We start from the raw sequence: 22,548 nt of genomic DNA, 5'->3' as shown, positions 1-22,548 counted from the left end.
TACGGTGCTTCTGGCACCTTTTTTGTGGATTTTTTGTGAATTTGATGAAAAAGTCCTTGACAATTTGTCTCTGGCAAGACCGCAAAAAGCATACTTATCTCATGCGGCGCGAGGTTAGCCCCATTCGACATTAAGGAGCTGCGGGAGCTTATGGAAACCGACGAAATGGAGCTTGACACCATAGGTGACAGAAAGACCGCCCTTTTCGTGATTATCAGCGACACCGACGACACCTTTAACTTTGTCGTGAGTATTCTCTACACACAGCTATTCAACCTCTTGTGCGACAAAGCAGATGATGAATACGGCGGGCGGCTTCCCGTCCATGTACGGTGCTTACTTGATGAATTTGCGAATATCGGGCAAATCCCCAAATTTGAGAAACTAATCGCAACCATACGGAGCCGGGAAATCTCCGCGTCAATCATCTTGCAGAGCCAGTCACAGCTAAAGGCAATCTACAAGGACAACGCCGATACCATAGTCGGCAACTGCGACACCACGCTTTTCTTGGGCGGCAAGGAAAAAACCACGCTCAAAGAAATATCGGAGATTTTAGGCAAGGAAACGATAGACAGCTTCAACACTTCCGAAACAAGGGGGCGGGAGCTTTCGCATGGGCTGAACTATCAGAAATTGGGAAAGCAGCTTATGACGGAAGATGAAATCGCAGTCATGGACGGAGGGAAATGTATCTTGCAGCTACGCGGGGTGCGCCCGTTCTTTTCGGACAAATTCGACATAACGAAACACCCGAAATACAAGTACCTATCCGACGCAGACCCGAAGAACGCCTTTGACATGGAAAAGCACCTTAAACGCCGCCCCGCCATTGTCAAGCCCGACGAGGTTTTTGACTATTACGAGATTGACGCAGCAGACTTACAGGAGGACGCAGACCATGAGGAAACGTAGCGCAGAGGAAAAACAAAAGCAGCTTGAACGGTTTTTAATGAATGTTGCGGAAGCCGCCGACGCTGCATTATGGGAGTATTGGCGGGAAAAGGAAGCGGAACACCGCCGTTTTGCAACGGAGTATGTCACGCGCCGGGGGCTTATCCCTCAACAGTGACAGCATGGCAGACCGCCGGGGAGGGGGGGACAGGGGAAGCTACACTTCCCCTACGCTGCCTTGCGGCAGCTACCCCTTTGTGAACTTGCGGGAAGCGAACACCTTGCTATGCAAGCTATTCACTTCCCGCAAGTCTGAATAATACCCGTCCGGCAGCACAGCGGGACACCGAAAGGAGGAATCGAAGCAATCACATATATCAATATCGGCTACATGATACGCGCCCCTACTTTCCGGCGCAGCACACAGCGGCAGGAGCCGCACCCCCCTACAACTGAATACCGCCGCGCCGCAGAACTTACGCAGCGCGGGGACAGCCGCCTTTACCAGAGGGCGGTTTTTTTATGCGGCGGCATACGCTGACCGCCTTTTGTCCGCTTGCCGGACAGCCGCAGACGCGGCAGAAAGGATTTATTTATGGCATTTTTCAATAGCGCAGTAGACGTTTTGCAGACCCTTGTTGTAGCACTTGGAGCCGGGCTTGGTATCTGGGGCGTTATCAATCTCATGGAGGGCTACGGCAACGACAATCCGGGCGCGAATGCTCATGTGCCATAAAGTAACACACCGATAAATGCAGACAGCCAACCTCTATTCCGTATAAAATGGCGTATGTGGCATTTCAAATATGTGGTTTAGAAGTAGAAGAAAACTGAAAACCGTATTCCACGATTTGAAAGGATAGAGGTAAATGAGCATGGAAAAAACAGTATATATCACAGAGAAAGAACGGGAAATGTGCTACAAAGTAATTGGTGCGTTTGCGGAACTGTACGAAATGGAAGATGAAGATATTTTAGTGGTTGATGTTGGTAGGTACGGTTTTGTTAAATTGCAGTGCTATACACCGTCATATGGCTTTGAAGAACTTGACACCTATACAGACAGCCATAGTTTATTTGAAGGGCTTTGGGAGGAATGGCTTAGTCTAAATGTGTTTTTACTTGCTAGGGAAATGCAGTTAGACGATATTCTTTATGAGGATTTATTCAATAATCTGCCAAAGGAAAAACAGTCGGAACTTACCGGGAGAAAAGGCTATTTTGCAAAAAAAGCGGGTATCATTCTGTAAAATGAATTTTGCAGAAAGAAAACGCTCTATGTAGAGGGTAAAAAGATTAGAATGGCTCTGTATATGATAATATGCAGGGCTTTTCTTAATAACCAATATGCTCATTTTGATAAAGACCAAAAGACAAGCATTATGGAAATGTGCATAACTGGCTATGGAATCATGGATAACTCTATTCACAGCACATGGAAAAGCTAAAGTGCAGCTTTCCCACGTCCTGCAAACAGAGTTACCCACAATTCCATGATACAGCCAGTTATACACATTACGCACAATGCCGACTACTACGGAATCCAAATCATTTTTTCACAGAACAAGATTTGCTTTTACAGAAAGAGATTATAGGTTGGAATGGAGATAAGGGAACCTGCATAGAGCACAGCGGAAAAGTTGAAGAAACTGATTGAGGAAGAATTTGCCGGGCTTGTGTTTCTGTCTGCTGAAGATATGGAGTAATAACAAATTGGGACATAATGGTATAACTCTTTGTCCCAATTTGTTTATTGTTTAAATTACCCGTATTAGAATTGATATGCTTGCAGAAATCAAATATCTAACATAATTCCTCCCACTGTAATAATACCATACAAATTTTATGAATACAAGACTGTTTATATAAGCTGACACATGCTAAACTAGCCTAGCAATGTTTCAGTAAAACTTTCTTTCATTTTTCAAGGAGGTCATAATCATTATGGGGAATAATCAGACAGAAAAAGCGTTTGAAGAAAAAAGATTAGCACAAACAATCTCTTTAGCCGAGGAACAATTAAAGCAGGCAAAAGAAGCGGCAGACAAAAAAAAATCAGAAATTATCGAAGCCAAAAAAGATGTGCGTGAAAATACAGAACACGGCATTACATCACTGTACACATCAGACGGTTTCGAGGCACTTGTTGAATTAAGCCAATATATCAATCCTGTTACAGACAAAATTATAGATTATGAAGAAGAAGAACATAAAATACTTCTGTTAGAAAAGATGATAAAATCGCCCTATTTTGCCCGAATTGATTTTAAATTTGATGATGAGGACGAATTTGAAAAAATATACATTGGACGTTCTTCTCTACGAAAAAACAGCTATCAAGAGATGTATGTTTATGATTGGAGATCGCCGATTGCCAGTGTTTTCTATCGTTTTATGACAGGCGAAGCGTTTTATGACGCTCCATGTGGACGAGTAACAGGCGAACTCAATTTGAAACGCCAATATGAAATAAAAAACGGAACACTGGAATATTTTTTTGATTCAGATGTTCAGATTGTTGATGAATTTTTAAGGCAATTACTGTCACAAAACACTACTGCTAAAATGAAAGCTATTGTTGAAACAATTCAGCATGAACAGGACGTGGTTATTAGAGATATGGAAAATGACCTGCTAATGGTACAGGGTGTAGCGGGAAGTGGAAAAACCTCTATTGCTCTCCACCGGGCTGCTTATCTTATGTATCAAGGTTTACAAACAAAGCTGTCCGCAAATAACATTATGATTATTTCCCCAAATTCTATATTTGAGCAATATATTTCAAATGTATTGCCCGAATTGGGAGAAGATAATGTTATTTCTTCCGTGTTTGAAGATATACTTAGTGAGTTATTAAATGGCAGGAAAATTCAGTCAAGAAATGATTTTTTAGAAAACTTGATTGTCAATTCAAAATACAAGGAAATTTCAAGAAATAGTATAGAATTTAAAACGTCAAGTTTTTTTAGGGAAATTTTAGACCAATTTCTCATTGATATACCCCGCCAGTGGATAGAATTTGAAGATGTTTATTATGAGGGAAAATGCGTTGTAAGCGGGCAAATTCTAAAAGACAAGATATTAGGAAGACCAGAAACACCATTAGGCATAAAATTAGAACAATTAGAAGATTATATTTTAGAACAAATATTTGGAACAGGAAAAGGGCGGGGGCATAAAGAAGAAAAAAATCTAATCAAGCAGGAAATACAGAAATTTATAAAAATTGACATTGTTGAATTATATAAAATATTATTTAGCAATGAAGCCTATTTTTATAGCCTGCTGCAAAATAGCAATCCGTCACAAAACATAAAAAATATTTGGAAATATACTAAGGAAAATTTGGAAGCAGACAGCTTGTATTATGATGACGCAATAGCAATCGCTTATTTGTATTTAAAAATATACGGAACAAATAAATATAAAAATATTAAGCAGGTAGTCATTGATGAAGCACAGGACTACTACCCTCTCCAATATGAAATATTTAATTTTCTTTTTTCTAATGCCAAATTTACTATTTTAGGAGATATGAAACAGACTCTTGCCAAAAAAGAAGATATTTCTTTCTACGAACAAATTCAAAAAATATTGAACAAGAAAAAATCTTCTCTTATTATGTTGGATAAAAGTTTCCGTTGTACGAATGAAATTTTAAATTTTAGTTTAAAGTTCATTGAACAAAGTTCACAGATAAAAAGTTTTAATCGGAATGGCGATAGCCCAAAAGTATATATTGCTGATAATTCCGAAATCTTCATTGATGAAATTGTTAAGGAAATAAAATTATGCCAAGAGAAAGGGTTTCAGTCGATATGCTTAATTTGTAAAACCGAAAAAAATTCAACCTATCTATTTAATAAAATTAAACACAAACTTGATATTCAATTAATTAAAAATGGGAGCGTATCAGATTTACAAGGCGTGTTTATCTTACCAGTATATATGTCAAAGGGATTAGAATTTGATACTGTCTTAATTTGTGATGCAGATAGCCAAAACTACCATGATGAAGATGATAAAAACCTCTTATATGTTGCCTGCACAAGAGCGCTTCACAAACTTAGCTTATTTTGTGAAAATGAGGTTAGCCCGCTGATATAGATAAATTTACAATATATTGAATTGCCTAAATGCCAAACGCAGCGTAAGTGCATATGAACAAAATGATAATAATTAGACAGACCATCTTTCTCTTTTAATGGCATTAAATTGACATTACGCTCTCTATCATATATATTTGTTGCTTACTGTCAAAAACACGACAGAAAAATATAGTTTAAATTCAACGGATAAAAGAGGTAATGAACATGGGGAAATTACTACTGCTGACACTTAACGAACAAGAGGAAACAGCGATTGACAAAATCATATCGGCAATATCTGATTATATACAGATTGAACCCATGCAGATCACAACCGCTTCCGTGTTATCTTTTCCGGGACTGGAAATAAAGCAGAACCAACGCCAGGTATTTCAAGACGGGGAGGAAGTAAGCCTTACCCGCCTTGAATACAGTACCCTTGTATATCTTGCTTCCAACCCCGGCATTGTCCTCACACGGACACAAATATTTGAAGCCGTTTGGAACATGGAAAGTGAAAGCTGCCAGTCAAGCGTTGCAAATGTGATTTACAACCTGCGGAAAAAAATAGAGTCGGACAGCCGCAAGCCCATTTACATAAAAACCGTTTTAGGTATGGGCTACAAGTTTGCTTCCGGGGAATGACAACAGAATAACCGCCGCCCGTTACAGCGGCATACCATGACAGGAAATCAGAAAAGGTTTCCTGTTTTTTTGCACCAAAAACCGCGCTGATTTTCCAGCTTTGTCGAAAAGTTTTATCAAAAAGTTTTTCAAAACTTTGCCATATTTGCATTTCTCTGCGTAGTAAGGAGTAAAGGGGGAGTTTCGCCGTTTTCTTAGAGCAAGATTCTACCGAGGTGCCAAAATTCGCTTTTCGCTCATTTTGCCCCTGCGGGAATCTTGTTGGGGAGTGCCTTCCCCAAACCCTGCTTATGCGGCTTGCGCCGCTTAAAAATCCCTCAAAATATTTTTTCGGATTTTTTCAAAAACAGTTCCGTTTTACCCCCTGTTTTTCTCCTATTAGTGAGAGAACACCACGCACAGAAAGGAGGTCTGCCGACCATGAAAAGATACAACACACCGCACCGCAGCCGGGTAGTCAAGACACGCATGACCGAGGAAGAATACGCCGAGTTTGCGGAAAGGCTTTCTGCTTACCACATGAGCCAAGCCGAGTTTATCCGGCAAGCCATAACCGGGGCAGCCATACGCCCCATCATAACCGTTTCCCCCGTCAATGACGAGCTGCTTGCCGCTGTCGGGAAGCTGACCGCCGAATACGGCAGGATCGGCGGCAACTTAAACCAGATAGCCCGGACGCTGAATGAGTGGCACAGCCCCTACCCGCAGCTTGCCGGGGAGGTACGGGCGGCGATTTCCGACCTTGCTGCCCTAAAGTTTGAAGTCTTGCAGAAAGTGGGTGACGCTGTTGGCAACATTCAAACATATCAGCTCTAAAAATGCCGACTATGGCGCAGCGGAAGCCTACCTCACATTTGAGCATGACGAGTTTACCATGAAGCCCACCCTTGATGAAAACGGGCGGCTGATACCGAGGGAGGATTACCGCATTTCTTCCCTCAACTGCGGGGGCGAGGATTTCGCCGTTGCCTGTATGCGAGCCAATCTCCGCTATGAGAAAAACCAAAAACGGGAAGATGTGAAAAGCCACCACTATATCATCAGTTTTGACCCACGGGACGGGACAGACAACGGCTTGACCGTAGACCGGGCGCAGGAGCTGGGCGAGCAGTTCTGCAAAGAGCATTTCCCCGGACACCAAGCCCTTGTATGCACCCACCCGGACGGGCATAACCACAGCGGCAATATCCATGTGCATATCGTCATCAACTCCCTGCGGATTTACGAAGTCCCGCTTCTGCCCTACATGGACAGACCAGCCGACACACGGGCGGGCTGCAAGCACCGCTGCACCAACGCCGCTATGGAATATTTCAAGAGTGAAGTCATGGAGATGTGCCACCGGGAGGGGCTTTACCAAATCGACCTCTTGAACGGCAGCAAGGAACGGATAACGGAACGGGAATACTGGGCGGCAAAGAAAGGGCAGCTTGCCCTTGATAAAGAGAACGCTGTCAGAGAAGCCGCAGGACAGCCGACCAAGCCCACCAAGTTTGAAACGGACAAGGCGAAGCTGCGCCGGACGATACGGCAGGCACTTTCCCAAGCTGGCAGCTTTGACGAGTTTTCTTCCCTTTTGCTGCGGGAGGGCGTAACTGTCAAGGAGAGCCGGGGGCGGCTTTCCTACCTCACGCCGGACAGGACAAAGCCTATCACAGCCCGGAAGCTGGGGGACGATTTTGACAAGGCTGCTGTCCTTGCCCTGCTCACGCAGAACGCCCACAGAGCCGCCGAACAGACCAAAGCCATACCCGAATACCCCCACACCCAAAAGGGACGCTTGCGGGAGGAAAAAGCCGCAAAAACCACCCCGGCAGACAACACCTTGCAGCGCATGGTTGACCGGGAAGCCAAGCGAGCCGAGGGCAAGGGCGTGGGCTATGACCGCTGGGCGGCAAAGCACAACCTAAAGCAAATGGCAGCTACTGTTACCGCCTATCAACAGTACGGCTTTTCTTCCCCGGAGGAACTGGACGAAGCCTGTTCTGCCGCTTATGCCGCCATGCAGGAAAGCCTTACAGAGCTGAAGCAGGTGGAAAAGACGCTGAACGGGAAAAAGGAGCTGCAACGGCAGGTGCTTGCCTATTCCAAGACCCGCCCTGTCCGGGACGGGCTGAAACAGCAGAAAAACGCCAAAGCAAAAGCAGCCTACCGACAGAAGCACGAAAGCGACTTTATCATAGCAGACGCAGCCGCCCGTTATTTCAAGGAGAACGGCATTTCCAAGCTGCCGAGCTATAAAGCCCTGCAAGCAGAGATTGAAGCCCTTATCAAAGAGAAAAACAGCGGCTACAACGATTACCGGGCAAAACGGGAGGAATACCGCCGCTTACAGACTGTCAAGGGCAATATCGACCAGATTTTACGCCGGGAGCGCAAGCCTGTGAAAAGGCAGGAACAGGAACGATAAAAACCACCCCAAAATGTACCCGAACCCATACAGAACAAGGGGGCTGCCCCGTACTCTACCCGCAATACCAAAGGATTTTTTAACGGGCTTACAGGGCAGAAAAACCCCGAAAATGATACCGAGATGATACAGAATTACCGTCGATACCGCCACACCAGCGGAAACGGCAGAAAGGAGCGCACCCATGCCAAGAATGAGCAAGAAACGGCGGCTGGAATGGTCTTTTTTCCTGCGGCAAGTAAAAGTCGGGAATACCACCTGCGACCGTATCACATACAACGACCTCTGCCGGGGCTGTACCCATAGCTGTAAGCAGAGCTTCCGGGCGGTTATCATACTTTGCCCCCGCTACTACTCCAAACGCCGGAAAAAGGAGGACAGGGACAATGGCAGATAACCGCAAGTATTACTACCTCAAGCTGAAAGAGAATTTTTTTGACAGCGACTCCATTGTGCTGCTGGAAGATATGAAAGACGGGATTTTATATTCCAATATCCTCTTGAAGCTGTACTTAAAATCTCTGAAAAACGGCGGGAAGTTGCAGCTTGACGAGCATATCCCCTACACAGCGCAGATGATAGCGACACTGACCCGCCACCAGATAGGGACGGTTGAAAGGGCTTTAGAGATTTTCCGGCAGTTGGGGCTTGTGGAGCAGCTTGACAGCGGGGCTTTTTATATGACCGATATTGAGCTGATGATAGGACAGTCCTCTACCGAAGCCGAGAGAAAACGGGCTGCAAGGCTGGAAAACAAGGCACTTTTACCGCCCCGGACAAAAGGCGGACATTTGTCCGACATTCGTCCACCAGAGATAGAGATAGAGTTAGAGAAAGAGATAGAAAAAGAGAGAGAGGGAGAAACGGGACACCCCGCCCCCGCCGCTTATGGCAGATACAACAATGTGATACTGACCGATACAGAGCTTTCCGGGCTGAAAACAGAGCTGCCCGACAAGTGGGAGTATTATATTGACCGGCTTTCCTGCCATATCGCTTCCACCGGGAAGCAGTACCAGAGCCATGCAGCCACCATTTACAAGTGGGCGCAGGAGGACGCTGCCAAAGGCAAGGCTGCCCCGAAACAGGGCATACCCGATTATTCATGTAAGGAGGGCGAGAGCTTATGAAAAACGAGATTGAAGCTATGATTACGGATATTACAACCACTACCGCCGAAGCGGAGGACTACACAGGCGAGGACGGGCTTTTATACTGCGGCAAGTGCCATACGCCCAAAGAAGCCTACTTTTCAAAAGAAACCGCCCAATGGTTAGGGCATGACCGACACCCAACAGACTGCGACTGCCAGCGGGCAGCCCGTGAAAAGCAGCAAGCCGCCGAAAGCCGACAGAAGCACCTTGAAACAGTGGAGGACTTGAAACGCCGGGGCTTTGCCGACCCCGCTATGCGGAACTGGACATTTGAGCATGACAACGGCAGAAACCCACAGACCGAAACCGCCCGCTTTTATGTGGAGAGCTGGGAAACCATGCAGGCTGAAAATATCGGCTACCTGTTTTGGGGAGGCGTGGGGACAGGAAAAAGCTACCTTGCCGCCTGTATCGCCAACGCCCTTATGGAAAAAGAGGTTGCCGTTCGCATGACAAACTTTGCAACGATACTCAATGACCTTGCTGCCAGCTTTGAGGGCAGGAACGAATATATTTCCCGCCTTTGCAGCTACCCCCTGCTGATACTTGATGATTTCGGTATGGAGCGAGGGACAGAATACGGGCTGGAACAGGTTTACAGCGTGATTGACAGCCGTTACCGAAGCGGCAAGCCGCTGATCGCCACGACCAACCTCACGCTGGAGGAATTGCAGCACCCGCAGGACACACCCCACGCCCGTATCTATGACAGGCTGACTTCCATGTGCGCCCCTGTCCGCTTCACGGGCAGCAACTTCCGAAAGGAAACCGCACAGGAAAAGCTGGAACGCTTAAAGCAGCTGATGAAGCAGCGAAAGGAGAGCCTATGACAGAAACGAAACAGACAAGCACCACCAAAACAGACCGCCGCCCGGACTGTGTAACGGAAATCCGCATGGGCAACTCCGTCCTTACCGTTTCCGGCTTCTTCAAGCAGGGCGCAACCGACACCGCAGCCGACAAGATGATGAAAGTGCTGGAAGCGGAAGCTGCTACACAAAAAACGGCGATTTGACCGACCATAAAGAAGCAGATTTGACGCTTTTGCCGCTATACAGACAGCCGCCCCATGTGGTACAATCAAGGTACGGAATAGTGGGGCTGGCTGTCGGAAACGGAGGATTTTATGTTAAGACAGACCAACCAACAACCAATTACCGCCCTTTACCCAAGACTTTCCCATGAGGACGAGCTGCAAGGCGAGAGCAATTCCATTTCCAATCAGAAGCGTATCCTTGAAACCTATGCAAAGCAGAACGGCTTTTCCAATCTGCGCTGGTACACGGACGACGGTTATTCTGGTGCGAACTTTCAAAGACCCGGTTTTCAAGCCATGCTTGCGGACATTGAAGCCGGAAAAGTCGGGACAGTTATCGTAAAGGATATGTCGAGGTTAGGGCGAAACTACCTGCAAGTGGGAATGTACACAGAAATGATTTTCCCACAGAAAGGTGTCCGCTTCATCGCTATCAATGACGGAGTGGACAGCGCACAGGGCGACAATGACTTTGCCCCGTTGCGGAATATATTTAACGAATGGCTGGTGAGAGATACGAGCAAGAAAATCAAAGCAGTAAAACGCTCAAAAGGTATGAGTGGCAAGCCCATCACAAGCAAGCCTGTGTATGGCTACCTCATGGACGAGGACGAAAATTTTATTATTGACGAGGAAGCTGCACCCGTAGTCAAGCAGATATACAACCTCTGCCTTGCTGGGAATGGTCCGACTAAGATAGCCCGTATGCTCACAGAGCAGCAAATCCCCACGCCGGGGACGCTGGAATACCGCAGGACGGGCAGCACCCGCCGCTACCACCCCGGCTATGAGTGCAAGTGGGCGACTAATACCGTAGTGCATATCCTTGAAAACCGGGAATACACAGGCTGTCTGGTAAATTTCAAGACAGAAAAACTTTCTTACAAAGTCAAGCACAGTGTAGAAAATCCCCTGGAAAAGCAAGTGATTTTCGAGAACCACCACGAGCCTATCATAGACACCCAAACATGGGAACGGGTGCAGGAGCTTCGCAAACAGCGCAAACGCCCCAACCGCTATGATGAAGTGGGTTTGTTCTCCGGCATACTGTTCTGTGCGGACTGCGGCAGCGTGATGTATCAGCAGCGATACCAGACGGACAAGCGCAAGCAGGACTGTTATATCTGCGGCAACTACAAGAAGCGCACCCATGACTGTACGGCGCACTTTATCCGCACCGACCTCTTGACCGCTGGTGTACTCTCCAATCTGCGGAAAGTGACAAGCTATGCGGCAAAGCATGAAGCCCGGTTTATGAAGCTCTTGATTGAGCAGAACGAGGACGGGGGCAAGCGCAGGAACGCCGCCAAGAAAAAGGAACTGGAAGCCGCCGAGAAACGCATAGCCGAGTTATCCGCTATCTTCAAGCGGCTGTATGAGGACAGCGTGACCGGGCGCATATCAGACGAGCGTTTCACAGAGCTGTCGGCAGACTATGAAGCAGAACAACGGGAGCTGAAAGAAAGAGCCGCCGCTATCCAAGCGGAGCTTTCCAAAGCACAGGAAGCCACCGTGAACGCAGAAAAGTTTATGAATGTTGTCCGGCGGCATACCAGCTTTGAAGAACTTACCCCTACTCTGCTGCGGGAGTTTGTAGAGAAAATCGTTGTGCATGAGTGCAGCTATGACGAGAACAAGACCCGCAGACAGGACATTGAGATTTATTATTCTTTTGTTGGCAAGGTGGACTTGCCCGAATAACCGCCCGACCTATCCGACACAATGCGCAAGTGCCGGATAGGAACGGCAAAATTTTTTACACTTCTTTTACTTCTTTATCTCACTTGAGCAAAGAGCCAGGGCATGAAGCAGCTTATGGCGGGCGGCGGCGTTGCCCTTATCGGCATGACCCTTGTACCGCTGCTTTCCGGCTTGTTCGGTTAAGAAGCGCGGGTAAAGGCTTATGCAGAGCATACTTGACGCGATTAACGAATGGATAAAGGAAATCCTCATAGGAGCCATAAACGGTAATCTGTCAACTATGTTCGGGGACGTAAACGAGAAAGTCGGCACTATCGCCGCAGAGGTAGGGCAGACCCCGCAAGGGTGGAACGCAAATATATTCTCCATGATACAGACCCTTAGTGAGAATGTAATCGTACCCATTGCGGGGCTTGTCATTACCTACGTCCTATGCTATGAGCTTATCAGCATGGTAACGGAAAAGAACAATATGCACGACGTTGACACTTCCATGTTCTTCAAGTGGGTGTTCAAGGCGTTTGTGGCAGTCTACCTTGTGACGCACACCTTTGACATCACTATGGCGGTGTTCGATATGGCGCAGCACGTTGTTTCCGGCGCGGCGGGGGTAATCGGCGGCAGCACAGAGATTGATGTTGCCGCCGCCCTTGCTTCCATGCAGGACGGGCTTGACGCTATGGAAATCCCCGAACTGCTCTTACTTGTCATGGAAACAAGCCTTGTGAGCTTGTGCATGAAAATCATGTCCGTACTGATAACCGTTATCCTCTACGGGCGCATGATAGAGATTTACCTTTACTGTTCGGTATCGCCTATCCCGTTTGCAACAATGACGAACCGGGAATGGGGGCAGATAGGAAACAACTACCTCAAATCCCTGTTCGCTATCGGTTTTCAAGGCTTCCTCATTATGATATGCGTCGGCATTTACGCGGTTCTGGTAAACAACATGATAATAGCGGACAATCTGCACAGCGCGATATTCTCCCTTGCAGCCTATACCGTTATCCTCTGTTTCTCCCTGTTCAAATCCGGCGCACTGGCGAAGTCGATATTCTCCGCGCATTAGCGGCGTGTCAAGGGCAGGGTGGAGATTTTCAGAGCGAAGCGGCGAAAATACGACCCGACCTTGACGCGGATAACCCCCATATAATACGGGCGGGCAAAGGGCATAGATTGACCTTTGCCTTGATTACCCTTATGGGAAGTTACAGCAACACCAAACCCAGAGAAAGGAGGTTTTCACTTGGCGTATGTACCCGTACCCAAAGACTTATCCAAAGTCAAGACAAAAGTAGCGTTCAACCTTACCAAACGGCAGATTGTATGTTTTGCGGCGGCTCTCCTGTTCGGCTTGCCGCTTTTCTTTCTGCTCAAAGACAGCACAGGCACAAGCCTTGCGTCTATGGCTATGATTGCCGTCATGCTGCCCTGTTTCCTCTTTGCCATGTATGAGAAGCATGGACAGCCCCTTGAAGTGGTGGTGAAGAACATCATTCAGACGAAATTCATAGCCCCCAAAGAACGACCATACAGGACAGACAACTTTTATTCCGTCTTAGAACGGCAGAGAAAACTTGAAAAGGAGGTATCAGCGATTGCAAAAGGAAACACGAAGAAACAGCGCGGCGGGAAGCGCAAAGCCTAACCCGCCCCGCAAGCTCACCCGCGCCGAGAAAAAGCAGATTGCGGAAATCATCAGACAGGCAAAGGGCGACGGGAAAGCGCACACCGCGCAGCAGACAATCCCTTATATCCAGATGTACCCGGACGGTATCTGCAAGGTTACGGGACGGAAATACTCAAAGACCGTCGCCTTTGAAGATATTAACTATCAGCTTGCACAGGCAGACGACAAGACCGCCATTTTTGAGAACTGGTGCGACTTCCTCAACTACTTTGACGCTTCCGTTTCGGTGCAGCTCTCTTTCATCAATCAGGGGACGCAGCGCGGCGAAGCGGAAAAGGCGGTCAATATCCCGGCACAGGAGGACGCTTTCAATTCTATCCGCACAGAATACCGGGATATGCTGAAAAACCAGCTTGCAAAGGGCAACAACGGGCTTGTCAAAGCAAAATATATCACCTTTGCCATTGAAGCCGACAGTCTGGGCGCGGCGAAATCCCGCCTTGCCCGTATCGAAACGGACGTACTCAACAACTTTAAGCTCTTGGGCGTGTCTGCCCGCCCCATGACAGGCTATGAACGCCTTAAAATGCTGCATGGCATTTTCCACCCGGAGGGCGGGCAGTTTGCCTTTGATTTTTCATGGCTTGCCCCGTCCGGGCTTTCCACAAAGGACTTTATCGCCCCGTCCTCTTTCCGTTTTGGCGAGGGGCGGTATTTCCGCATGGGGCGCAAAATCGGCGCGGTTTCATTCCTTGAAATCCTTGCGCCGGAATTAAACGACCGTATCTTATCTGACATTCTGGACTTGGAAACGGGCGTTATCGTCAATCTGCATATCCACAGTATCGACCAGACCGAAGCCATAAAGACAATCAAGCGGAAAATCACCGACCTTGACAAAATGAAAATCGAAGAACAGAAAAAAGCGGTACGCAGCGGCTACGACATGGATATAATCCCGTCCGACCTTGCCACTTTCGGCAGCGAAGCGAAGAACCTCTTACAGGACTTGCAGAGCCGGAATGAAAGAATGTTCCTCTTGACGTTCCTTGTGGTGAACATGGCAGACACAAAAAGGAAACTGGAAAATGACGTATTCGCGGCGGCGGGCATTGCACAGAAGAACAACTGCGCCTTAACCCGCCTTGACTACCAACAGGAAGCGGGGCTTATGTCCTCTGTACCGCTTGGGGAGAACCTTATCCCCATTCAAAGAGGGCTTACCACGTCAAGCACCGCTATCTTTATCCCCTTTATCACGCAGGAGCTTTTTCAGACGGGCGCGGCTTTGTACTATGGCTTAAACGCCCTTAGTAACAACATGATACTCTGCGACCGCAAGCAGCTAAAGAACCCCAACGGCTTAATCTTGGGTACGCCGGGAAGCGGGAAATCCTTTGCCGCCAAACGGGAAATGACAAACGCTTTCCTCATTACCGACGACGACATAATTATCTGCGACCCGGAAGCAGAGTATTTTTCCCTTGTGCAGCGGCTTGACGGGCAAGTGATACGGTTATCGCCTACGGGCAAGGGCATTGACGGGAAGCCCCAGTATGTGAACCCTATGGATATTAACCTCAATTACAGCGAGGACGACAGCCCCCTTGCGCTGAAATCCGACTTTATCCTCTCCCTCTGCGAGCTTGTCATAGGCGGCAAGGAGGGCTTGCAGCCCGTCGATAAGACCGTCATTGACCGCGCTGTTAGGAACGTGTACCGCCCTTTCCTTGCAGACCCCGACCCGGAGAAAATGCCTATCTTGGGCGACCTCTACAACGAGCTTTTGAAGCAGCCGGAGCCGGAAGCGGCGCGTATCGCGGCGGCGTTGGAGCTTTATGTTTCCGGGAGCCTTAACGTCTTTAACCACAGGACGAATGTAGAGCTTTCAAACCGCCTTGTCTGCTTTGACATCAAGCAGCTTGGGAAGCAGCTCAAAAAATTAGGTATGCTCATTGTGCAGGACCAGGTATGGAACCGCGTCACCGTCAACCGGGCAGAAAGGAAATCCACCCGGTATTTTATGGACGAATTTCATCTTCTCTTGAAAGAGGAACAGACCGCCGCCTATTCCGTTGAAATCTGGAAGCGTTTCAGAAAATGGGGCGGCATACCCACAGCAATCACGCAGAACGTCAAAGATTTGCTTGCTTCCCGCGAAGTGGAGAATATCTTTGAAAACTCTGATTTTGTCCTCATGCTCAATCAGGCGGCGGGCGACCGGGCTATCCTTGCAAAGCAGCTCAACATCTCCCCGCAGCAGATGAAGTATGTCACCCACACCGAAGCGGGCGAGGGGCTTATCTTCTACGGGAACGTGGTGCTGCCCTTTGTAGACCGCTTCCCGAAAGACACCGAGCTTTACCGGGTAATGACGACGAAGCCGGAGGAAGTGGGCGAAGCATGAACGGGCTGAAAACTGACACAATCATCAACCGGGACGCGCTCTATGCCTTGCGGGAGCTTCCAGAGGAAAGCGTACACTGTTGCGTCACAAGCCCGCCCTACTATGCGCTTAGGGATTACGGGCTTGATATGCAGATTGGGCGGGAGGACACGCCGGAGCAGTACATTGACAGGCTGACCGAGGTTTTCCGCGAGCTGCGCCGGGTACTGCGTTCTGACGGTACGCTCTGGCTGAATATCGCGGACACCTACTGCGGCACAGGAAATAAAGGCTACCATGCAGACCCGAAGAACCCGAAAGGCAGAAACGGACAGCAGATTGCAAGAAACAACCGCGTTTCCGGCTGCAAACAAAAGGACTTAATCGGTATCCCTTGGCTTTTAGCCTTTGCCCTACGCGCTGACGGGTGGTATTTACGGAGCGACATTATCTGGCAGAAAGAAAACCCCATGCCGGAGAGCGTGAAAGACCGCCCTACCCGCTGCTATGAACATATCTTTCTGCTTACGAAGTCAAAGAAGTATTTTTATGACGCAGCCGCCATAGCCGAGCCGTTAGCCCCCACAACGGCGGCGCGGTACCGCACCGGGCGCAGCGCGGGACAGAAATATGCGGACGAAGTACCCGGACAGGGGAACGTACAGGGGCTTAACCGGGCGCGAAGCGGCAGCTACTACGACGAAGCCCTCATGCCGACCATGCGGAACAGGCGGGACGTGTGGCTTATCAATACCGTTCCCTACAAGGGCGGGCATTTCGCCGCGTTCCCGCCAAAACTTGCCGAAACCTGTATCAAGGCGGGCTGTCCGAAAGGCGGCGTTGTGCTTGACCCCTTTTTCGGCAGCGGCACGACGGGGGCAGCCGCAAAGCAGCTTGACAGGCATTATATAGGCATTGAGATAAACGCCGAGTATTGCGCCCTTGCAAGGGCGCGGATTGGAGGGACAGACACATAAAACAATATAAGGCGCGTGAAAAAGTCACGCAGAAAATGACCCGCGAGGGGGCTGTCGAGGTAAACGCCGCTACCGGGAAAAAGAAACGTATCAGCAAGCGGATAAGGGACGCGGACTTTGCAAAGACCGAAGCCCCACCGCAGCCGGAACAGGCAGCGCAGCCCCTACCGGGCGGCGCAACTTCCCCGCCCTTAACCGACACGCCGCCGCTTCCCCATGCGCCGGGGGCAGAACGGGAACAGGACACCGCAGCAGCCGAGCGCGTCTTGGAACGTATCGACGGGGCGCGTACCAGAAAGGCGAGCAAAAAGGCGGCGAGGAAAGCACAGGCAGAAGCCACAGCAAAAGAAAAATCTTCCCGCTTGCAGTTTACCGACGAGGAACGGGCAACGCCGGAGCTTGAAAGGTATATCCGAAAATCGGACAAAGCAGCCGACCGTCTGGACGCGGCAAAGGCGGCTATCCCCAAAGAAAAGAAACTTGTACGGGAGCGCACCTTTGATGAAGCCACCGGGAAAGGCAAGACCCGCCTACATTTTGAGGAACAGGAAAAGCCCATAGGAAAGAATAAGCCCCACAATAACCCGCTATCCCGCCCCGCACAGGAAGCGGGTATTTTCGTCCACAACAAGATACATTCCGTTGAAAAGGACAATTCCGGCGTTGAGGGGGCGCACAAATCCGAAGAACTGGCAGAGCGCGGCGCAAAGTACGGGGCGCGGAAAGTCAAGGAGGGCTACCACAGCCACAAGCTCAAACCCTACCGGGCGGCGGCAAAGGCAGAGAAAGCGGCGTTCAAGGCGAATGTGGATTTCCAGTACCACAAAGCCCTACATGACAATCCGCAGATTGGGGGCAACCCCCTTTCCCGCTTCATGCAGAAGCAGCAAATCAAGCGGCAGTATGCAAAGGCGGCAAGGAAAAACGGCGCAAAAACGGCACAGAAAGCCGCAGAGAACACCCGCAAGGCAGCGAAGAAAACAGCCGAGGAAACAAAGAAAGCGGCGGCGTTTGTGGCAAGGCACCCGGCGGGCGTTTGTATCGCCGTTGCCGCGCTGCTCTTATTCATTATGATTTCGGCGGGGCTTTCCTCTTGCGGCTCTATGTTCTCCGGCTTGATGAACGGCATTGTCGGGACTTCCTACACGTCGGAGGACAGCGACCTTGTGGCGACGGAGAACAATTACGCCGCAAAGGAAAACGAGCTTCAGCAGCGGATTGACAATATCGAGCGCGACAATCCGGGCTATGACGAATACCGCTATGACCTTGACAGTATCGGGCATAACCCCCATGAATTAGCGTCCTACCTCACCGCGCTTTTCCAGACCTACACCCCGCAGAGCGCACAGGCAGAAATAAACCGCGTCTTTGATATGCAGTACACTTTGACGCTGACGGAAGAAATCGAAGTGCGCCACAGGACGGAAACCCGCACAGGCACACGCACCGTCACCGACCCGGAAACGGGAGAAACCTCTACGGAAACCTACGAATACGAGGTTGACGTTGCCTATAACTATTACATTCTCAACGTGAAGCTGACAAACAAGCCTGTTTCCGAGATTGCGGAGGAACTTCTTACGCCGGAGCAGCTTGAAATGTACCGCGTCTATCTGGAAACAAGCGGCAACAAGCCGCTGATTTTCGGCGGCGGTTCTCCCGATACGGGCGCGTCCGAGGATTTAAGCGGCGTACAGCTTGTGAACGGCACACGCCCCGGCAACACCGCCATTGTAGAGCTTGCGAAGCGGCAGGCCGGAAACGTGGGCGGGCGGCCTTATTGGAGCTGGTACGGCTTCAACAGCCGCGTGGAATGGTGCGCCTGTTTCGTTTCGTGGTGCTACGGACAGGCGGGGCTATCGGAGCCGCGCTTTGCCGGGTGCCAGTCACAGGGCGTACCGTGGTTCCAGTCACGCGGGCAATGGGGTGCGAGGGGCTATGCGAATATCGCCCCCGGCGACGCTATCTTTTTCGACTGGGACGGGGACGGGAGCGCAGACCATGTAGGGCTTGTTATCGGGACTGACGGGGAGCGCGTCTATACCGTCGAGGGCAATTCCGGCGACGCTTGCAAGATAAAGAGCTATCCCGTTGACTATGGCTGTATCAAGGGCTACGGCTTAATGAATTGGAACTAAAAACTGAAAATCTGAAAGGAGAAATTGATTTATGGCTATGAATAAGATTGAACGTATCGACAAGGAGATTGCAAAGACCCGCGAGAAAATCACCGAGTACCAGAATAAATTAAGGGGGCTTGAAGCGCAGAAAACCGAAGCGGAAAATCTGCAAATCGTACAGCTTGTGCGCTCCATGCGCCTTTCCCCGCATGAGCTTTCCGCTATGCTGAAAGACGGCGGTATTCCGGGCATGGAATCCGCGCCGGGCTACCCCGCAGAACCCGCAGACCACGACACCGAAGAAATGGAGGACACCGAGAATGAATAAGAAAATCCTTAGAACCTTGACCGCACTCTGCGCCGCCCTCATGCTGACGGGCGGCTTTTCCGTCACCGCCTTTGCACAGACCCCGGAGGGCGAGGACGCCACCGACGACAGCGGCGTTGTCTATGAGGAACCCCAAAAGGAAGAACCCCTTACCCCGGACGGGAACGCGACCCTTGTAGACGATTTCGGCGGCAACAAGCAGCTTATCACAGTGACGACCAAAAACGGCAATTACTTCTATATCCTCATTGACCGGGACGACGAGGGCGAGAACACCGTACATTTCCTTAATCAAGTGGACGAAGCCGACCTTATGGCACTCATGGAGGACGGAAGCACCGAAACAGCAGCCCCGCCCGCTGTTTGCAGTTGCACCGATAAATGCGAGGCCGGGAAAGTGAATGTGAGCTGCCCCGTCTGCAAGGACAACATGACCGCTTGCAGCGGCAAGGAAGCGGAGCCGGAAACCGAGGAACCGCCGGAGCAGCCCAAAGAGAAAAGCAATACGGGCGGGCTTGTGCTTTTCCTTGTCGTGGCACTTCTTGGCGGCGGGGGCGCACTCTACTATTTTAAGTTTATGAAGCCGAAGCAGAGCGTCAAGGGCGGCACCGACCTTGAAGATTTCAACTTTGACGACTACGACGAGGACGAGCCGGAGCCGGACGATGGGGAGGGCTTGGACGTTCCCGAAGATGAAGAAGCGGAGGACAGGGACGCATGACGCTTTTCACCGAGAACCCTTTAGAAAGAATGATGATACAAAGACCCACCGGGCGGCGTGACAATGCGCCGCCCGTTCCAAAATCCCCGGCGTGTATGCGCTGCCCTTATAAGGCGCAATCCCCCTGTATCGGCTATTGTCTGAAACAGGCACAGGAGAAGAAGCATACCGCGCCGGAACGCTGAAAGGAGGATTTTTTCATGGCACTTAGACTTGTGATTGCAGAAAAGCCGAGCGTGGCGCAGACTATCGCCGCCGCGCTTGGCGTTAAGGGAAAACAGGACGGATATATCGAGGGCGGCGGCTACCTCATTTCATGGTGCGTCGGGCATTTGGTACAGCTTGCGGAAGCCGCCGCCTACGGGGAGCAGTACAGGAAATGGCAGCTTGACAGCTTACCCATTCTGCCGGAGGAATGGCAGTACGCCGTTGACCCGGACAAGGGGAAGCAGTTTGCGACCTTAAAGGAGCTTATGCACCGCACCGACGTTTCGGAAGTGGTGAACGCTTGCGACGCGGGGCGCGAGGGAGAATTGATATTCCGCTTTGTCTACGAAGTGGCGGGCTGCAAGAAGCCCATGCGCCGCTTGTGGATTTCCTCAATGGAGGACGGGGCAATCAAGGCGGGCTTTGCTTCCCTCAAAGACGGGCGGGAATATGACGCGCTCTTTGCGTCTGCCCTCTGCCGCGCAAAGGCTGACTGGCTTATCGGCATTAACGCCACCCGGCTTTTCTCATGCCTGTATGGAAAGACCTTGAACGTGGGGCGCGTCCAGACCCCGACCTTGAAAATGCTCACCGACCGGGACGCGGCTATCTCCCATTTCCAGAAAGAGAAATATTACCATGTGCGTCTTGACTTATCCGGCGCGGAAGCGGCAAGCGAGAGGATTTCCGACAAGGCAGAAGCCGACGCGCTGAAAGGGGCTTGCGAAGCGGGAAAGGCGGTATGCGTTTCCCTCACCAGAGAGAAGAAAACCGCAGCCCCGCCAAAGCTCTTTGACCTTACCTCTTTGCAGCGGGAAGCGAACCGCATTTTCGGCTACACCGCGAAGCAGACCCTTGACCTTGCACAAGCCCTTTATGAAAAGCAGCTGTTGACTTATCCGAGGACGGACAGCAGCTTCCTCACCGACGACATGGGCGATACCGCAGCGGGCATTATCACGCTGCTTTGTGAAAAGCTCCCCTTTATGGCGGGCGTGGGCTTCACACCGGGGATTGCAAAGGTATTAGACAGCAAGAAAGTATCAGACCACCACGCAATCATTCCCACTATGGAGCTTGCAAAGACAGAACTTGCCGCGCTGCCGGAAAGCGAGAGGAATATCCTCACCCTTGCGGGGGCGCGTCTGCTCTCTGCTACCGCCGAGCCACATATCTTTGAAGCGGTTACGGCGGTTTTCTCATGCGCCGGGACAGACTTCACCGCAAGGGGAAAGACCGTACTTTCGGACGGTTGGAAAGAGATTGAACGCAGATACCGGGCGACGCTGAAAAGCAAACCCGACCCGGAGGACGGGGAAAATGAGGGTGTGACGCTGCCGGAGCTTTCCGAGGGACAGAGCTTTGAAAAACCCGCCGCAAAAGTAACGGAGCATACCACAACGCCGCCGAAGCCCCACAGCGAAGCGTCGCTTCTCTCTGCTATGGAACGCGCCGGGAACGGGGACACCGACCCGGACGCGGAACGCCGGGGGCTTGGCACTCCCGCCACCCGCGCCGCAGTCATTGAAAAACTGGTAAAGGGCGGCTTTGCGGAGCGTAAGGGCAAGCAGCTTATCCCCACACAGAACGGAGCCGCCCTTATATCAATCTTGCCGGATATGCTCACTTCCCCGCAGCTTACCGCAGAATGGGAAAGCAATCTGACGCAGATAGCAAAGGGAGCCGCAGACCCCGGAGAATTTCTGTCCGGCATTGAAGCTATGGCGCGGGAGCTTGTGCAGACACACGCCGCAGCACTGGACGGGAAAAAGGATTTATTCAGAGAGGAAAAGCCCTCTATCGGGAAATGCCCCCGTTGCGGTTCCCCCGTTCATGAGGGGAAGAAAAACTACTATTGCAGCAACAGGGAATGTGCCTTTGTCATGTGGAAGAACGACCGTTTCTTTGAGGAACGCAAGACCGCTTTTTCCGCGAAGATTGCCGCCGCGCTCCTTAAATCCGGCAAGGCGAATGTGAAGAAGCTCTATTCCCCGAAAACAGGCAAGACCTACGACGGGACTATCGTTTTAGCTGACACTGGCGGGAAATACGTCAACTACCGTATCGAAGTGCAGAAGAACTAAAAACTGGAATAGCAAGCATAGGAAGCGGGTACCCACTTCCGTAAATCCCCGTTACGACGCTGACGCGCCGGACGGGGATTTTGCTTGTTGGGAAGTTTCCCAAACCCTCTTTTGCGGAGGGCTTCACCCTCTGAAAATCTTCAAAAAACTTTGGCAGAAAT

At 50.2% G+C, this 22,548-nt stretch carries 21 protein-coding genes and 2 pseudogenes; all 23 read left to right on the top strand.

Annotated elements, in window-relative coordinates:
* Positions 1 to 69 precede the first annotated feature (69 nt).
* A pseudogene (locus tag DW650_RS05205) lies at positions 70 to 915 on the top strand (VirD4-like conjugal transfer protein, CD1115 family); the annotation flags it as partial.
* A complete protein-coding gene (locus DW650_RS19705) occupies positions 902 to 1,072 on the top strand; it encodes a hypothetical protein (RefSeq protein WP_002569167.1) in 171 nt (56 codons plus the stop codon). The pseudogene DW650_RS05205 and the gene DW650_RS19705, both read left to right, overlap by 14 nt.
* A gap of 417 nt (positions 1,073 to 1,489) precedes the next feature.
* Positions 1,490 to 1,630 (top strand): Maff2 family mobile element protein, encoded by a 141-nt coding sequence (locus DW650_RS05200; RefSeq protein ID WP_117534909.1) that lies wholly within the window; start codon positions 1,490 to 1,492, stop codon positions 1,628 to 1,630.
* 139 nt (positions 1,631 to 1,769) lie between these two features.
* Positions 1,770 to 2,144 (top strand): hypothetical protein, encoded by a 375-nt coding sequence (locus DW650_RS05195; protein WP_071144610.1) that lies wholly within the window; start codon positions 1,770 to 1,772, stop codon positions 2,142 to 2,144.
* A 694-nt stretch (positions 2,145 to 2,838) separates the two neighbouring features.
* On the top strand, positions 2,839 to 5,001 hold the full coding sequence (locus DW650_RS05190) for a HelD family protein (protein ID WP_109215850.1): 2,163 nt from the start codon (positions 2,839 to 2,841) through the stop codon (positions 4,999 to 5,001).
* 206 nt (positions 5,002 to 5,207) lie between these two features.
* Positions 5,208 to 5,627 carry a winged helix-turn-helix domain-containing protein gene (locus tag DW650_RS05185; protein ID WP_173900609.1) on the top strand — a complete coding sequence of 140 codons (420 nt, stop codon included), beginning with the start codon at positions 5,208 to 5,210 and terminating at the stop codon, positions 5,625 to 5,627.
* Positions 5,628 to 6,047: 420 nt separating this feature from the next.
* Positions 6,048 to 6,443, top strand: a complete 396-nt coding sequence (locus tag DW650_RS05180) for a plasmid mobilization protein (protein WP_109215851.1) — start codon at positions 6,048 to 6,050, stop codon at positions 6,441 to 6,443.
* Positions 6,415 to 8,037 (top strand): relaxase/mobilization nuclease domain-containing protein, encoded by a 1,623-nt coding sequence (locus DW650_RS05175; protein WP_109215852.1) that lies wholly within the window; start codon positions 6,415 to 6,417, stop codon positions 8,035 to 8,037. Before DW650_RS05180 ends, DW650_RS05175 begins: the two co-directional genes overlap by 29 nt.
* Positions 8,038 to 8,221: 184 nt before the next feature.
* The gene (locus tag DW650_RS05165; protein WP_005927784.1) at positions 8,222 to 8,434 is read left to right on the top strand and encodes a hypothetical protein; all 213 of its coding nucleotides are present in this window, start codon (positions 8,222 to 8,224) and stop codon (positions 8,432 to 8,434) included.
* Positions 8,424 to 9,167: a phage replisome organizer N-terminal domain-containing protein gene (locus tag DW650_RS05160; RefSeq protein ID WP_109215853.1), complete on the top strand. Its 744-nt coding sequence runs from the start codon at positions 8,424 to 8,426 to the stop codon at positions 9,165 to 9,167. The genes DW650_RS05165 and DW650_RS05160 overlap by 11 nt, the downstream gene beginning before the upstream one ends.
* The gene (locus DW650_RS05155; RefSeq protein WP_098924872.1) at positions 9,164 to 10,021 is read left to right on the top strand and encodes an ATP-binding protein; all 858 of its coding nucleotides are present in this window, start codon (positions 9,164 to 9,166) and stop codon (positions 10,019 to 10,021) included. Before DW650_RS05160 ends, DW650_RS05155 begins: the two co-directional genes overlap by 4 nt.
* Positions 10,018 to 10,206 (top strand): transposon-encoded TnpW family protein, encoded by a 189-nt coding sequence (locus DW650_RS05150; RefSeq protein ID WP_002569233.1) that lies wholly within the window; start codon positions 10,018 to 10,020, stop codon positions 10,204 to 10,206. The genes DW650_RS05155 and DW650_RS05150 overlap by 4 nt, the downstream gene beginning before the upstream one ends.
* A gap of 111 nt (positions 10,207 to 10,317) precedes the next feature.
* The gene (locus DW650_RS05145) at positions 10,318 to 11,928 is read left to right on the top strand and encodes a recombinase family protein (RefSeq protein ID WP_098924870.1); all 1,611 of its coding nucleotides are present in this window, start codon (positions 10,318 to 10,320) and stop codon (positions 11,926 to 11,928) included.
* Between the two features lie 87 nt (positions 11,929 to 12,015).
* Positions 12,016 to 12,111, top strand: a pseudogene (locus tag DW650_RS20440) (Maff2 family mobile element protein); the annotation flags it as partial.
* Between the two features lie 19 nt (positions 12,112 to 12,130).
* Positions 12,131 to 13,000, top strand: a complete 870-nt coding sequence (locus tag DW650_RS05135; RefSeq protein ID WP_002595174.1) for a VirB6/TrbL-like conjugal transfer protein, CD1112 family — start codon at positions 12,131 to 12,133, stop codon at positions 12,998 to 13,000.
* A 177-nt stretch (positions 13,001 to 13,177) separates the two neighbouring features.
* Positions 13,178 to 13,579, top strand: a complete 402-nt coding sequence (locus DW650_RS05130; RefSeq protein WP_002569171.1) for a PrgI family protein — start codon at positions 13,178 to 13,180, stop codon at positions 13,577 to 13,579.
* Entirely contained in the window at positions 13,530 to 15,968 is a 2,439-nt protein-coding gene (locus tag DW650_RS05125; RefSeq protein WP_002569172.1) for a VirB4-like conjugal transfer ATPase, CD1110 family, read from the top strand. Before DW650_RS05130 ends, DW650_RS05125 begins: the two co-directional genes overlap by 50 nt.
* A complete protein-coding gene (locus DW650_RS05120; protein ID WP_002569173.1) occupies positions 15,965 to 16,924 on the top strand; it encodes a DNA-methyltransferase in 960 nt (319 codons plus the stop codon). The genes DW650_RS05125 and DW650_RS05120 overlap by 4 nt, the downstream gene beginning before the upstream one ends.
* Positions 16,925 to 16,959: 35 nt before the next feature.
* On the top strand, positions 16,960 to 19,065 hold the full coding sequence (locus DW650_RS05115) for a C40 family peptidase (RefSeq protein ID WP_118209247.1): 2,106 nt from the start codon (positions 16,960 to 16,962) through the stop codon (positions 19,063 to 19,065).
* A 31-nt stretch (positions 19,066 to 19,096) separates the two neighbouring features.
* Positions 19,097 to 19,375: a DUF4315 family protein gene (locus DW650_RS05110; protein WP_076776103.1), complete on the top strand. Its 279-nt coding sequence runs from the start codon at positions 19,097 to 19,099 to the stop codon at positions 19,373 to 19,375.
* On the top strand, positions 19,368 to 20,096 hold the full coding sequence (locus DW650_RS05105) for a DUF4366 domain-containing protein (protein ID WP_076776106.1): 729 nt from the start codon (positions 19,368 to 19,370) through the stop codon (positions 20,094 to 20,096). The genes DW650_RS05110 and DW650_RS05105 overlap by 8 nt, the downstream gene beginning before the upstream one ends.
* Positions 20,093 to 20,281: a hypothetical protein gene (locus DW650_RS05100; protein WP_076776107.1), complete on the top strand. Its 189-nt coding sequence runs from the start codon at positions 20,093 to 20,095 to the stop codon at positions 20,279 to 20,281. The genes DW650_RS05105 and DW650_RS05100 overlap by 4 nt, the downstream gene beginning before the upstream one ends.
* A gap of 15 nt (positions 20,282 to 20,296) precedes the next feature.
* On the top strand, positions 20,297 to 22,387 hold the full coding sequence (locus DW650_RS05095) for a DNA topoisomerase 3 (RefSeq protein ID WP_118209246.1): 2,091 nt from the start codon (positions 20,297 to 20,299) through the stop codon (positions 22,385 to 22,387).
* Positions 22,388 to 22,548: the final 161 nt, after the last annotated feature.

Origin of the sequence: Roseburia sp. AM23-20, assembly GCF_003470905.1 — a bacterium.
Lineage (GTDB): Bacteria > Bacillota > Clostridia > Lachnospirales > Lachnospiraceae > Roseburia > Roseburia rectibacter.
The sequence above is the reverse complement of the archived record's forward strand: the minus strand, read 5'-3'. Positions and strand labels throughout refer to the sequence as shown.

Bases quoted from the DNA above. Each gene is read 5' to 3' on its own strand.
- DW650_RS05155 (WP_098924872.1), top strand. From the start codon at position 9,164: ATGAAAAACGAGATTGAAGCTATGATTACGGATATTACAACCACTACC.
- DW650_RS05095 (WP_118209246.1), top strand. From the start codon at position 20,297: ATGGCACTTAGACTTGTGATTGCAGAAAAGCCGAGCGTGGCGCAGACT.
- DW650_RS05200 (WP_117534909.1), top strand. From the start codon at position 1,490: ATGGCATTTTTCAATAGCGCAGTAGACGTTTTGCAGACCCTTGTTGTA.
- DW650_RS05120 (WP_002569173.1), top strand. From the start codon at position 15,965: ATGAACGGGCTGAAAACTGACACAATCATCAACCGGGACGCGCTCTAT.
- DW650_RS05135 (WP_002595174.1), top strand. From the start codon at position 12,131: ATGCAGAGCATACTTGACGCGATTAACGAATGGATAAAGGAAATCCTC.
- DW650_RS05145 (WP_098924870.1), top strand. From the start codon at position 10,318: ATGTTAAGACAGACCAACCAACAACCAATTACCGCCCTTTACCCAAGA.
- DW650_RS05160 (WP_109215853.1), top strand. From the start codon at position 8,424: ATGGCAGATAACCGCAAGTATTACTACCTCAAGCTGAAAGAGAATTTT.
- DW650_RS05115 (WP_118209247.1), top strand. From the start codon at position 16,960: ATGACCCGCGAGGGGGCTGTCGAGGTAAACGCCGCTACCGGGAAAAAG.
- DW650_RS05185 (WP_173900609.1), top strand. From the start codon at position 5,208: ATGGGGAAATTACTACTGCTGACACTTAACGAACAAGAGGAAACAGCG.
- DW650_RS05110 (WP_076776103.1), top strand. From the start codon at position 19,097: ATGGCTATGAATAAGATTGAACGTATCGACAAGGAGATTGCAAAGACC.
- DW650_RS05165 (WP_005927784.1), top strand. From the start codon at position 8,222: ATGCCAAGAATGAGCAAGAAACGGCGGCTGGAATGGTCTTTTTTCCTG.
- DW650_RS05105 (WP_076776106.1), top strand. From the start codon at position 19,368: ATGAATAAGAAAATCCTTAGAACCTTGACCGCACTCTGCGCCGCCCTC.
- DW650_RS05180 (WP_109215851.1), top strand. From the start codon at position 6,048: ATGAAAAGATACAACACACCGCACCGCAGCCGGGTAGTCAAGACACGC.
- DW650_RS05100 (WP_076776107.1), top strand. From the start codon at position 20,093: ATGACGCTTTTCACCGAGAACCCTTTAGAAAGAATGATGATACAAAGA.
- DW650_RS05195 (WP_071144610.1), top strand. From the start codon at position 1,770: ATGGAAAAAACAGTATATATCACAGAGAAAGAACGGGAAATGTGCTAC.
- DW650_RS19705 (WP_002569167.1), top strand. From the start codon at position 902: ATGAGGAAACGTAGCGCAGAGGAAAAACAAAAGCAGCTTGAACGGTTT.
- DW650_RS05190 (WP_109215850.1), top strand. From the start codon at position 2,839: ATGGGGAATAATCAGACAGAAAAAGCGTTTGAAGAAAAAAGATTAGCA.
- DW650_RS05150 (WP_002569233.1), top strand. From the start codon at position 10,018: ATGACAGAAACGAAACAGACAAGCACCACCAAAACAGACCGCCGCCCG.